Raw genomic sequence first — 14155 nt, 5'->3', positions numbered from 1 at the left:
AGTAGAGTATATTTTCTTTATTTTTGCTCTTATATGGCGGATATATTTTTGGTATAAAGAAAACTACCATATATAATCATCTCAACATAGCGGGATGAATCCAATAATCTTCTGCTACAATTGGTAAGTTATCAGAATTAAAGTTTTCCCATGCAATCTTTTGGGCTAATGTTTGAGAAACTGTAGCCATCATAACCGCTTCATCGGATTTATTGCCATATTTATCAACAAGTGTCGCACTGTTAACGATTTTAATAGAAGAAATGCTAATTTCTGATGAATAAAGAGCACTAAAAATTTTGGTGTCCATACGCCATGTACCTTTTCTCGCTTGATTATTAGAAAATCCATCGGAAGCTTTAGTTTGAATTAAAATAATATAGGCTCCCGGATCCTTTCCAAGATTTTTATTAACTGATATAGACAAGAAATTTTCTCCTGCAGCATCTTGTGCTCTTCTTTCTAACTCTTTTGGTACCCATTCTTCATACTCTTTTTGATCATCATAAGTTTTTTGTAGTTTTTCCGCTTCTGCTTTCTTTTGTTCTTCCTCTGCTCTCTTTTGTTCTTCTTCTGCCTTTTTTTGTTCTAAAGCTTTTTCTTCTGCTTGCTTTTGCTCCTCAGCTGCTATTTTTTCCGCCTGAGTTTTTGCTTCAGCTGCTTGTCGAGCCTCTCTTTGTTGTTGAATTGCAGCCTTCTCTTCTGGCGTAAGAGTAGCATTAAAGGCAAATATAAGTCCTATCGTAGATATAAAAAATAAACCTGTCAACGCAAACGCATATTTTCTAGTTTTATATTTCTCACTAAATTTTTTCATCAACAATTTTGGCTTTATTACTGCCAGAATTAATGATACAAAAAAAGCTAATATTGAAATAATAATCAAAAAGAAAAAAATATAAGACATAATGCCCTCTCCGTATGATTTTTTACATAAAAAACTTTTTACATAATTCTACTTAATAATATAGGCAGACTTTTAATTTATAGTATACAAATAATCATATTGCTCTTGTGTCAATGTATCTAAGTCATAACCCATAGACTGCAATTTTAATTTCGCAATTTCTGCGTCTACTTCATATGGCAATACATGCACATCATCTGCCATGTCTGCCCCATGGTGCAAAATATATTCTGCTGCTAATGCCTGCATAGCAAAGGACAAATCCATGATTTCTGCTGGATGTCCATCACCTGCTGCTAGGTTTACAAGGCGACCTTCTGCTAGTACATACAATTGTCGACCATCTTGCATATGGTAGGCTTCGATGTTTTTACGTACGCGTTCGTGAGAGACAGCCATTGCTTCTAAATCTTTTATATTCACTTCGCAATCGAAATGACCTGCATTACAAAGAACAGCGCGGTCTTTCATCACGGCATAATGTTCTTCTGTGATAACATCTTTACAACCTGTGACAGTACAGAAAATATCCCCGATTTTAGCCGCTTCCACCATTGGTAAAACTTTGAAACCATCGAATACAGCCTCGATGGCCTTAATTGAATCTACTTCAGTAACATATACGTGGGCACCTAATCCTTTGGCACGCAATGCCACACCTTTACCGCACCAGCCATAACCAGCAACTACCACATTTTTACCAGTAACTGTTAAGTTTGTAGTCCGCATAATACCGTCCCAAACAGATTGGCCTGTACCATAGCGATTGTCGAATAAGTATTTACAGTTAGAATCATTCACAGCAATCATTGGGAATGTTAATTGTTCCGCTTCAGCCAAAGCTTTCAAACGGTGTACACCTGTTGTGGTTTCTTCACTACCGCCCAATAGACGTTCCTTTGCATCAGTTCGTGTTGTATGTAACAAGCTGACCAAATCGCCACCGTCATCGATGATAATATGCGGTTTATGGTCTAACGCTTTATTAAGGAACATCGTATATTCTTCGTCTGTACAGTTGTACCAAGCATACACTGTTAAGCCCATATCTACCAATCCTGCTGCTACATCATCTTGTGTAGACAGTGGATTAGAACCAGTGACGATAACCTCAGCACCACCACGTTGTAACACTGTAGATAAGTACGCAGTTTTCGCCTCTAAATGAACGGACACAACGATGGTTTGCCCTTTGAAAGTTTGCTCTTTTTCAAAACGGTCCCCTAATGTGTTCAAAGTAGGCATGAAATTAGCTACCCAGTCAATTTTTTTACGACCTTCAGCCGCTAAAGAAATATCTCGAATTAAAGATTGCATTACCATTCTCCTTTTAAATTCTTCATCATAAATTATAATTGAAAGCCACCATACTCAGCCATACGATGATGAGCAGGATAATCAGCATTTACATCGATGCCCTTGATGACTTCTTTTACAAGCGATTGTAATTGGTCTGCCATTTGTTGCATCATGTCCACCACTTCAGCATGCGTCAAAGCAGACTCAGAAATACCCGCTGCGTAGTTTGTGACCATGGAAATTGTCATATATGCCATTTCCGCTTCATTCGCTAAGGTCACCTCTGGTACGTTCGTCATACCCACCGTTTGACCTCCTAACATAGCATACATGCGAATTTCAGCAGGAGATTCAAAACGAGGGCCTTCTGTACATACGTACGTACCACCATTGTGAACCGTTAAACCTAGGGATTTTGCGGCGCTTTCAACAATACCGCGCAACTCAGGACTGTATGGATTCGTCACATCCACATGTGCCACTGGACGGTCCCCACCTTCGTAGAATGTATTCACGCGGTTCTTCGTAAAGTCTAGAAACTGGTCAGTCAACACAAAATGACCAGGTCCAAAGTTCTCATCCAAAGAACCTACCGCTGTGGTAGATACGATGAACTTAACACCTAACTTTTTCAAGCCCCAAATGTTGGCGCGATAATTAATCTTGTGTGGTGGAATCGAATGATCACGACCATGACGAGCTAAGAAGTATACCGTCTTGCCCTCATAGGTTCCACATACATAATGAATCTCACCATAGGGCGTCATCAAAGACGATTCCGTCATCGTATCAAACATATTTGGATCGTACACACCGGTACCACCAATAATAGCAATAGCTGACATATAGTTCCTCCTTGTGAAAGATAGAAAAATATCTGTATGAATTTATTATAGCATGGAAAACGGGATATTTGATGATAATTATCTCAATAAATAGTTTTATTCAGTAGTTAAATAAGAAATATAATCTGATCGCTTCATATTATTTTCTTTAAGTGCTTGTCTTACATCCGTCACATCTAATATGTCATCAAAGTATTGAAAAATACGTAATGACTCAATTTGCTTTTTACTTATATCTCCAATTCCACATAAGGTTAGCGTAACTGCACTCACGTTCTTTTTTCTATTCAGAGATTTTTTTATGTCAGCAACAAATTTTCTAGGGTGAACTGTTACTGTGGATAGTTTTGCTTCATTGACTAAAATGATGCCATGATATTCATTATTCTGAGTATAGAGTACATCAACTCTTTCATCCCTAAATTTATCATCAATGGTGTATCCTTTTTTTCGATAAATAGCTTTTAAAATTTCAGCCATATTATCTATGTCATACATCTCTAACATATCCTTATTTTCACTTGTTTCAACATAACTAGTGGATTGCGTGTAATCCTTACTAAATAGAGAATTATACAACGACGCTCCATCTGTTTCACTAGCACTATTAGGTACAATAACTGATCTACTCAACTTACGTTTTCTTGTTAATAGTTCATGTTGTAATTCATCAAAACTAGGGTGATTAAAATGTTTTAATGTTGCAACAGGATAATATACATATACATCTTTTGTCTGACCAATTCTATAAGCTCTGTCCGTGGATTGATCTTCTTTTGCTGGATTCCACTCTCTACTTAAATGAATCACATGATTGGCCGACGTTATATTTAAACCTACTCCACCAGCTTCTGGTGAAAGTATCAACACATTAAATCCACAAGTCCGATTAAATTCGTTAACTGTTGCTTGTCTGCGTTCTCCTTTCATGTCCCCATTAATAGGTTGTAAAATTTCTACTCCATATCTTTCTTTACAAAGTTTTCTAATTAACTCTTGTAACTTTTTATATCTAATAAAAATTAGAGCTTTTTCACCCTTCATCTTTATATCATCTAAGGTTTCAAACAAAAATTGTAATTTATCGGAAACTTTTAAATGCTCTTCAAAAGGTAATTCTAAAAATTTTTTCTTTGAAAACATCAAGTATGGGTGTATAGAAACATTACGCAGCTGCATGAGTTGTTCAAAAGCTCCTTTATTGGCACGTCCTGCTTGATTCACTACATCCATATATGCAGTCTCTTGATAATCTGACATATATCGTGGTACCACCAACTCATGTTTAACCGGTAACTCAGATAATACATCTTGCTTCATTCGTCTTAATAATAAGGGTTTTATCTTTTCTTTAAGTTCAAGTCCCTTTTTTTCTAACACCAATATATCTCCTTCGGCTTTAGAAACTGGTGCAATATATTCCTTATTAAAGGCCTGTAATGTTCCAAATCTATCAGAACTACAGAAGTCCATAATGGTCCACAAATCGACCCAAGAATTTTCCACTGGCGTACCTGTTAATGCTAGCCCAAAATCATAATTCATACCACGTACTGCATGACTAACCCTACTGGAAGGATTCTTTATATTTTGCGCCTCATCTAAAATCAGCATATTCCATTTGATGACACCTAGTGAAAGTTGGTATTTTCTCACCGTTTCATAATTTGTAATAACTAGCGAATATTTACAAATTCTATCTGTATTTAAAAAGGCATTGTCTTTTAGTTCATCATCAGATAACTGCCCATACTTTCTCAATAGAGATGGAGGTGGTGTATTAAGTTTAAACGGTTCTAGTGTATTACCATGTAAAATTAAAGGCTCTCCAATACCACAAGAGGTATCAATAAATTTACAGCACTCCTCTTTCCAATTTTGCAACAAACTTACTGGTGCAACAATCAAAATAGGGTGCTTTTCTTTATACTGATCATGTTTTATTCGCCACGATAAAAAAGCCAATGTTTGTAGCGTTTTCCCTAGCCCCATATCGTCTGCTAATAGCGCCCCTTTATAACCCTTTATCCATAATTCTTGCAAATAAGATACACCTTTTTTCTGATATGATTTTAATGTAATATCTGGTTTCAGAATATCAATTGTCATATCATCTTTATCTCGTGGATGCGGGGTTTCCGTAATAAAAACATCTGAATCATCTAGATTATCCTTAATAAGTAATACTTTTTCATTATTTTCTCTAGATTCTAAACCACCAGTTTTTTCAACCCCGGATAATCCTTCAGGTACCCATTCGGTATGCATCATATCTGTTGGAATAAATCGACCCTTGAACTCGCCAATACCAACAACACGTTCTGATAGTCCATCAATACCTTCAATATCTACACTTGGTCCTTCAAATGGGAAATAGGTATCAGCCTGCTTAATAATACGTTGAGCTTTCTCTTTATCAAATTTTTTACTGATTGATTCTATAGTTTTTAATGCTTCTCTTTGTTCTGGATCAAAGGCATAACGTTTCTGAGGATCTCCCCAACCTCTTTTATGTAGATTTTTATTGATTTCTTCGTTGATATCTTTGTTTTCAAAGTCTATCCTAAAGCTGTATGTCTCATCTTCATTAGGCGCTATATTAATAGACATTTTTCCTGGAGAAATAACAGGTTTACTACCTATAGTTTCGCTTACACCTATAGATAAATCATTGGAAAACTCTTGTATTTCAGATATCGATATATAGTTCTGGTATATTTTTTCATCTTTATCTTGTTTTGCTCTAATTTCTCTATCATAATATTCGACGATTTCAAACACTCTATAGTGCGGCGCAGATAAAATGTATTCTTTACCGTCACGAAACCGAATATAGGATCCCTTTCTCAAATATTCAGAAGTTTCATGTCCAGTCATATCCTGTAGACACACTTTGAACCCCATTTCTCTAATAATACTTCCAGTATTAGTGAGGTTTAAATTAAAACTATATCTAAGTGGTAGTTGTAAAGTTGCTTGATCTTCGTAAGAAAGGTTAACCGCTATATCATGCGGTAATAAATAGATATTCTGTCCATTTTCACCATGTTTTGAATATAAAAAATATTCATCTACTAACTGTTTACCATAATCAGAAAGCTTTGAGCTGTCAATTTCATATGCTTCCTCTGTAACTGTCCACATAGCGTACTCCTATAAACGATAACTTTGCGTTGGAATTAAATTAAATTTATCTTCTAATATAGTTTCTACTTTACGTTGCCAACTGTATGTATCTGGTGAGGAATGTGCTATCTCATCTACTACATTATTCCATGCATAATAATATCCAGGCTTTTTCATATTTTCTTCCCGCATACTCATAGATGAAAAAATAGCTTCTACTTGATACTTATTTAAATCTGTTAAAATTAAAAGTTTACCACTATGGCTCCATTCAACGATATAAAAGTCATCAAACTCTAAAAGAATCATCGATTTATCTCTTGAAATTTCTCCATAATACAATTGCTTATTAGGGTTATCTAGCATATAACGACGAGCTTCATATGCCCCTTCATCAGTTAAGAATACTCTAGTCCTTCTCACATATTTTAAATAGGCATTCCAAAACTTTTCTCGATATTTCCAATTTGTCTCTTTATGACACTTAGCCATAATCATCATAAATAATTCTAAATCAGACTTTGCAAATATAAATCTCAAATAACTTAATAGTTGGTTATCAAGAAATCTCCACCCATTATCATTAAAATTCGATTGTCTTGGATCTCCCCATTTTTCTACCAAAAAATTAATCAATTGATGCATATATGTATCTTCCGTAGGAAGTTCTTTTTTTATCATATTATTTTTTATAATATCATCTTGGCATATTGCAGTAATACATTCTGGCAAAATTTCTCGATACCGTTCCCCTTTAAAAATATCCCGTAGCATCAAAATTTTAGTATTCCCTATGAATATGCTACTATTGAAAATTAACCTAACGGCATTCAACAGAATTGGAGACTGTAACTGCATTTCATTAGAAAACGGTAGTTCTCTTAATACCTCATCGAATTTTTGATTTTCAAAAAACTTATCAGCTATCATTTGACTCGCATTTGGGCTGAATATAAAATTAGCTTCTCGCCAAGGTCGAAGTAGTTCTTGTGTATTGACACTTAGACATTCTACAATAAGATTTCCAAATCGTTGTACATACTCGCGACTATAATCCCGTATTTGAATATACAAATTAATTGCATAGGACAATACTTTATGCAGATTATCTTTTATATACTTCCACAAAAAATCATCAAAATTTTTATGAAAGTAATCTTTTTTAATGGAGCGCAATATATCTCTATTAATATATAAAGTACAAAGTTTCTTTATATCACTACGTGGTAATTCATAATCTAAAACGTCATATGTATATGCAGTTTGAAATGTTACAAATGTATCATATAGTTCATCTTTTTCAGCTTCTGACTCTATAAGAATCTCAGATACCTCCTCAAATTGATGGGTGGCTAATATGATTTCTTTAGGTCTATGAAAATTATATTTTAATTTAGATTTTGCTATATCAAGTGAAAATAGCTTTTTCATTTTAAATCCTTTATCTTATGATGTTTCAGTAAAAATCTAAACTCAATGCGACGGTTTTCAGCACTACTAGGAGCTGCCTTATTAATTAAACGACTTTCACCATATCCAGCGACAGAAAATATAAACTGATCATCAGCATTCTTCCATTTATTAACAACATTACTGTTAGTATTATTGGCTATATCTTGGTTTGGATTCTCTGGATTTAAAGATAAAGCGTTTAAAGTAACCTTATAAGTAGCGATCGCTCTATCTACAGATAATTTCAGGTTATTTTTATCGGAACTAGGATCATTATACTGCACATTATCTGTATGTCCTTCAATGATAATCGTATCAATGGATTGCCATGCTTCTTTTTTCTTATTTCTGCTGTCATCAATTTTTGCGGCTATAGCCCTAATTAACTTCTCCCCTTCCGGCGTTAACCTTGACTCTCCGGATTCAAAAATAGGTGTTTTCTCCTTATTGTTTCCACCTGAATCATTTGTAGTTATAAGAATAACTCCATTTTCTGCATCAATCGTAATCTTGCCTGATTTCGCTTCCGGCAAATCTTGCATGAACTCTAATATTTCTTTCCGTTGTTCCACTTGATGATTATTGCGTTCATTCTCACTTTTATTAATAAAAAACATGGAAATCAAAGCCAAAATAAAAATCATCAAAATGCCAGCCATCAAATCACTTATAGATATACTAAAAGGATCATTACGCTTACTAGATTTACTTCGTTTTATGAATTTCATGAATGATACCTCAATTTATTAGTGTTTTAATCGCTTATCTAAATACTCTTTTAAGGTTTCTTTACTTTCAGATAAGTCTGCAATAGATGTTTTCAATCCTTCAACACCTTTACCCATAGCCAAATCGAAGTCTCGTAATGTAGTGTTTAAATTAGTATGTAAATCATTATAAGTCCCATTTATATTTTCATTTATAAGAGTAAATACATCTTGTAGTTGTGCCGTAAAATTACTATAGGATTGTTCATGATCTTGCCAAAGTTCTTCAAGCTCTTTAATGGTTAATCGCATTTCTTCTGCTCCCACTGTTGTTACAGAAGTTACGCGTTCTAATCCTTCTAACAATGGTGTCAGCGTACTTTGTAAACTTTGTTGATAATTCATTAACGTGGCTTCCATTGCCTGTATGGATGTTTTCATTTTTTCTTCGTAGGTAATTAAATTACCATTTAATGTAGTTAAGCCCTGAATATTACGGGTAATTAATCCACTTGAATCTTTTACTTCCGTAAGCACATTCTTAGTTTCTTTCATAGCATCATTCATCCCATCTAAAATAACTTCAGAGTCTTTCATCACAGTTTCAACAATACCCGATAATCCTTTGATAGACTCTGTAGATTCTTTTTGTTGTGCAATAAACCCTTTACTAATATGCAAGGAATCTGACAGTACACTATTTAATCCCTCTATAATATCAGTTATTCCTTCATGTGTAACCTTATGTATATCTTCGGTCATTTGTTTTGCCGTAGTTTGTAACTCTGTTGCATTTTTAGATATTGCGTTGATCATAATAGTGATAAAATGATCCAGCTCTCCTCTTTGGCTTTGACCAATCTTTTCATATTCATCTATAGAGAGTTGAATTTTATTTTCCATTATTTGAGATGTATGCTCATACTGTTGTTTCATAGATTCAAAGATACTATTCGATAATCCTTCTGTATTTTTCATCATAGTATCCATCGATGATTGTAACCCTTCTAAGGTCGCTTTTCTTTCGTTCTCATGAGCAATTAATCCTTCTGAGAATTGTTGTAACGTATGACCTAATGTTTCTATCTCTGACCCGACGCCACTCACTAAGGCTTCTCCTACACTATTAGAAGTTATTTTATGAAACTCTGAGAAGTTTGTAGACAAATCTTCCATTTTTTGATTTAGACCCAATAAATTTTCATTTAATGTATCATATTTAGGAATTAATTTTTCTTCAATCACATCACCAATATTAGATGATAAGCTTGCTCCCAATGTAGTTGCATACAGTTCTAATGAATCATTAATTGAGTTTGTTTGAGCATGTAAAGTATTCACTGAATCAATTAATAATTGAGACTCTGATAAATATGGTAATTTTGAGTACAGATAATCAATAACATCAGAATAGGAATCAAAAAAAGTATCCTTAAAGGAACTTAGTTTCCAAGAATATGCCAAAGAAAACAAGATACCAAATAACGATGTTATAAATGCCGTCCCCGATGAACTAATCAAATTATTAATTTGTGTCTGCAAGCCATCAGCACCTGTACTATTTAAGTTTAACGTATATAAACCTAGTGTTAAGCCTACAAATGTGCCCAGAATACCTAGACCAGTCATAATAGCAGGCATATTATTTCTTAAGTCATTAGACTTTATACTGTCATAGGCTGAATCCACATCAAATATTTCTCTAATATCAACGGTAAAATATAATTGTGAAGAATCTTTTATTCCTGTTTTACTATATTGTAATAAATACTTCTCATTTCTTATTGTCGCTTCCCAATCTTTATCCAAAATAGAGTCACCTAATATTTGATTTAATCGATCTTCATTATATAAATTAAACTCCGAAAAGCTATACTGTTCTGTTTCAAATAGGTTCATTAATTCATTTTTTAATTGTTCTAAGGCAGTTTCATTTTCTTTCAATATACTATAATCGCAAATACCTCTATAGAATCCAACAAACAAAATAAATCCTATAAAAACTACCGTCACCCAAGCATTAAGTCCCTTTGGAACCCCTGTTAATGATATGTAGATGCCTTCTATAATTACTGTGAGAAATATCGCTCTTATATATGCATTATATTCACTTTTCAAAATTTCTTGCACCGTTACGCCTCCTACTGCTTTTACCCTCTTTAATCATACTTTGAATTTCTTTTATTATACATTATTTGCTGATATAAAACGAGCATACACAACAATGCCCAACGTAGTAAGCATACACTGCTCACATACGTTAGGCATAATAACTATCTCATCATTTTATTCTTCATTTTCAAATGACATAGAAATCACTGCGGGGAATAGACTGCAATAAAAATCTGCTAATATCTTTAGATTTTCTATAAGTTCCAAAGATGCTTCCCTTTTTTGCTCATCAATATCTTCATGATATACCATCCACCGTTCTACATGACGCACAAATCTCTTTATTGCCTCGTCAACAGGTCTTGCATACTCTATAGATAAATCTTCTAAACCAGAAGCTTGCATTTCACCATTTCTAAACTTCTTGAAAGTACGATCTAATATCGCTTCCATCCGTAAAAAGCAAATAGGATATTCTTTTGTTTTAGGAGAACTGTAATCTAAGATTTGTAGAATCTTATGAGCAAACCGTTTTATGATATATTCCCAAAACATTAGCATTTGAGTATTACTATCTTTATCATCACTAAAAATAATGCTTTTTAATACCTGATTATTGTCTTCATTTTCTACTACTTCATCCTTTATATATGCATAGGAAAACATGGTAGGTACTGTCTGTACACTTTCATATATAGTTTCCAGCTCTAGGGTAATTCCAGTAAGTTCATTTTCATCAATATCTGGAAATTTACTCAAAAATTTTAAAACTGCCATTTTCAAAGGATGTAAATACTCCATAACCTCTTTCTTTTTTTGCAGGATATCCTCCTTATTATCTAATGGTATCCATTTATCTTGATCCTCTATCATCCCTAATACTACATCTTTAACAATATCTCGAAACTTGCTACCACCTGCCGCATGCAACTTTTCTAGTTCCCATCTAATATCAGTAAACATGATGTACATGCCTTCAATCCATATTCTAAATAAAGCATCTACCGTTCTATCTTTAGACATACGTTTTACTCCTAACACTATTACATTTGATCCGCTTCTATTTCCAACACTACCGGATATAACGCCATAAAGCATCGCACCATACGTTCAAGGCCAGCTTGGCTACCTTCATAGGCATGGAAAATAGCATTATACGAATCATATTCATCATCCGTCAGATCATCTGTATCGTTCAACAATTGATATTTCAAGTTAATGCAGTACGTATATGGCTCTTCCCACTCATATTTTATATATGTGTATAATTCTCTTAATGTACTCCAACTTTCAAGCGTTCCTTCCATAGCATTTTGAATATACACTTCTATTTTCTTTAATGGATGATATGCATCAATTTTACTCTTAAGATTAGAAAACCACCTTTCTTCTGTTAAAGGAGTCCGATAACTCCCAAAAGCATATAAGGCTAAATATAACGTATACAGTAAGTCTTCCGTACTTGTGTCTTCAGGTATTTCGATGTACATATCATACCCTTCATCTAATACACTATTCACATCGGATTGTACCATCAGTATAAACATTGGATACATTAATTTTGCCAAGCCCATAACGCCCGCAAGAATTTGTTCATCTATTGTTTTCTCTTCTAAAGAATCTTTTAAATCTTCTAGATGTTTAGGCTTTAAGTTTCCTACTAAATTCATCAAGATAGTGCCTATATTTTCAAACATCTTTTTGTAGACTTTTAGATTGATCTCAACTGGACTTTTAGCTCTCCAACCTTTGTTTCCTACACGTTTCCACTCTTCCCGTATCAATTCCCTTGCTTTCCGTATCAAATCCCCATCTATATATATATCCTCAAACGATGATAAAGCATATTCAATCATATCTTTCATAATAGAATAGATAAAATCATAACTTACACGATACAGATAGATTTTTTCACTCTCTTTGATACGAGCTCTTATAGGTTCACCATTTTCTTCTTCCGTCTTCCAATCCGCATCAAAATTAACAGGGTCATTTTGATCACGTACATACACTCTACCGTAGTTATAATAGGTATTATAATAATCTCCATCAATTTCCACTTTAAAATAGGAAGTGACATCTGAACCACCTACATATTCACATTGTTTAATGTACGTACTATCCATGATGAAAGTATCAAAATCTGATGATTCATAAAACACATTTCGTGACTCTTGATACTCTTCATACAAATCTGCAAAAAATTCCCGTATACTTTCTACTGTGTTAGTATCTAATAAATCTATGGAGCCTTCATCTTCGTCATTATCTGAAAAATCCATCAGATTATCGTAATTATCGCACTCAGCATCACTATTGGTTGTGGTATCATCTTCGGTATAATCAACTATATCAGAATTTTCCTTATGAGATGGTTGACATGTCCCAAGTATTATACTTTCAAATAGATTGCCTACATGAAATTCCTCTTTCTCTTCATCTTGCAAATCACGAATGACCTTCCAATCTTCCTCTTTATCATCACCACCTGATAAAATATGTTCTGTCAACATATCTGCTGGATATTTCATGGAAAAGAATAATACTTGCTCTAGGAATAGTTCAAGCACTTGGAACATTCTAAGATATAATGTCTCATCTTCTCTTGACTCTAGGTACTCCAAGGTTTCTTCAATGGATAGACAGTACGGTATCTGTCCCGCTTCTAAGATTGCTTCACTCATGTCAGGAGTGTTTATGATAATCCGTTTTCCTAAAAGCTCTGCTAATCTGTTAGAAATAAGCGTTTTCTGTTGGCTATGAAACCAATTCTTTGCCTTAGCCTTTTCAAGGGTCAGCAAACATTCTAGGTATTCTAAATCCTCTATCTTTTCAGCCACTAGGTCATCGATGTATATATCTACGCCACCAATATGTGCTTTCAATAAATTCGGCAGACCATGATAGACATACTGCATACCTCTCACGATGCTAAGTGGTTGAACATGGCGACACATAATAGCTAACTGTCTAATCTCCTCCGAATTGAAATCATGCTTGGAATCTTCTAGCCAGCATAATCCCTCCCACGTCTCTTTTTGAACGTCAAGAAAGTCTTCTGGATATTCACTTTCACCATAGAACTTTTCTCTCATAACATCAAAATAAGAACGCATCAACAAACCACAAGTTAACACAGTGACTGTTACATCATATTCCTCTAAATCAACAAACAATGTACTAGTATATGTGTCTTGTCCAATTAACTCTACAATCTGGGAAAATCTAGAATATACATCTTCACAAATATCTACAAAAGTTTCTTCAATAGCTTTCTGATAAGTAGAAATTCCAATGTCTATGAATTCCTTAGTAGTTTCATCAGATGTAAGAGCACTAGCAATTCCTTCTAAATCTACTTGACCTCGATTATTATGTGAATACTGATCTAGATTATTTGCAAAAAGAATCCTAAACCATACACCTCCTATCATATTTGATAGAGAACGCACTACACTTTCATCTTTCTTACATTGTGTAGTCTCATATACTGCATCTAATAACGTATTAAATAGTGTATCAAAGGCAAATATGGTAGCTATATACTCTAGCACATGGTCTGGCAATGTTTGTTTCGTATCCTTTTCTGTTTCCATCACATACTCCTCTTATCGATGATTATCAAGATATACTATTACTATGGCACTACGGGATAGCACATACTATCCTACAATTACTTTTTCTTCTTATTACATATTCGACATACT

At 34.0% G+C, this 14155-nt stretch carries 9 protein-coding genes; all 9 read right to left on the bottom strand.

Features of this window, described 5'->3' with window-relative positions:
• Positions 1-76: 76 nt before the first annotated feature.
• Entirely contained in the window at positions 77-907 is an 831-nt protein-coding gene (locus EO117_RS00590; protein WP_126938603.1) for a hypothetical protein, read from the bottom strand.
• 72 nt (positions 908-979) lie between these two features.
• A complete protein-coding gene (locus EO117_RS00585) occupies positions 980-2224 on the bottom strand; it encodes an adenosylhomocysteinase (protein WP_126938601.1) in 1245 nt (414 codons plus the stop codon).
• Between the two features lie 32 nt (positions 2225-2256).
• Positions 2257-3051, bottom strand: coding sequence for an S-methyl-5'-thioadenosine phosphorylase (mtnP, locus tag EO117_RS00580; RefSeq protein WP_126938599.1), 795 nt, complete (start codon positions 3049-3051; stop codon positions 2257-2259).
• A gap of 96 nt (positions 3052-3147) precedes the next feature.
• Positions 3148-6195, bottom strand: coding sequence for a DEAD/DEAH box helicase (locus tag EO117_RS00575; RefSeq protein ID WP_126938597.1), 3048 nt, complete (start codon positions 6193-6195; stop codon positions 3148-3150).
• Between the two features lie 9 nt (positions 6196-6204).
• On the bottom strand, positions 6205-7608 hold the full coding sequence (locus EO117_RS00570) for an EH signature domain-containing protein (protein WP_126938595.1): 1404 nt from the start codon (positions 7606-7608) through the stop codon (positions 6205-6207).
• Positions 7605-8357, bottom strand: coding sequence for an OmpA family protein (locus EO117_RS00565; RefSeq protein WP_126938594.1), 753 nt, complete (start codon positions 8355-8357; stop codon positions 7605-7607). Before EO117_RS00565 ends, EO117_RS00570 begins: the two co-directional genes overlap by 4 nt.
• Positions 8358-8375: 18 nt before the next feature.
• Entirely contained in the window at positions 8376-10466 is a 2091-nt protein-coding gene (locus EO117_RS00560; protein ID WP_126938592.1) for a hypothetical protein, read from the bottom strand.
• A gap of 156 nt (positions 10467-10622) precedes the next feature.
• Positions 10623-11471, bottom strand: coding sequence for a hypothetical protein (locus EO117_RS00555; RefSeq protein ID WP_126938591.1), 849 nt, complete (start codon positions 11469-11471; stop codon positions 10623-10625).
• 20 nt (positions 11472-11491) lie between these two features.
• Positions 11492-14044, bottom strand: coding sequence for a hypothetical protein (locus EO117_RS00550; protein ID WP_126938589.1), 2553 nt, complete (start codon positions 14042-14044; stop codon positions 11492-11494).
• Positions 14045-14155 lie beyond the last annotated feature (111 nt).

The sequence above is a fragment of the Veillonella sp. VA142 genome (assembly GCF_003992135.1).
Lineage (GTDB): Bacteria > Bacillota > Negativicutes > Veillonellales > Veillonellaceae > F0422.
Note: the sequence above shows the minus strand (reverse complement) of the source record. Positions and strands in the feature narration are given on the sequence as shown.

What these genes read in the sequence shown, in the direction of transcription:
- EO117_RS00590 (WP_126938603.1), bottom strand. Translation starts at nt 907, where the DNA reads ATGTCTTATATTTTTTTCTTTTTGATTATTATTTCAATATTAGCTTTT.
- EO117_RS00585 (WP_126938601.1), bottom strand. Translation starts at nt 2,224, where the DNA reads ATGCAATCTTTAATTCGAGATATTTCTTTAGCGGCTGAAGGTCGTAAA.
- mtnP (WP_126938599.1), bottom strand. Translation starts at nt 3,051, where the DNA reads ATGTCAGCTATTGCTATTATTGGTGGTACCGGTGTGTACGATCCAAAT.
- EO117_RS00575 (WP_126938597.1), bottom strand. Translation starts at nt 6,195, where the DNA reads ATGTGGACAGTTACAGAGGAAGCATATGAAATTGACAGCTCAAAGCTT.
- EO117_RS00570 (WP_126938595.1), bottom strand. Translation starts at nt 7,608, where the DNA reads ATGAAAAAGCTATTTTCACTTGATATAGCAAAATCTAAATTAAAATAT.
- EO117_RS00565 (WP_126938594.1), bottom strand. Translation starts at nt 8,357, where the DNA reads ATGAAATTCATAAAACGAAGTAAATCTAGTAAGCGTAATGATCCTTTT.
- EO117_RS00555 (WP_126938591.1), bottom strand. Translation starts at nt 11,471, where the DNA reads ATGTCTAAAGATAGAACGGTAGATGCTTTATTTAGAATATGGATTGAA.
- EO117_RS00550 (WP_126938589.1), bottom strand. Translation starts at nt 14,044, where the DNA reads ATGGAAACAGAAAAGGATACGAAACAAACATTGCCAGACCATGTGCTA.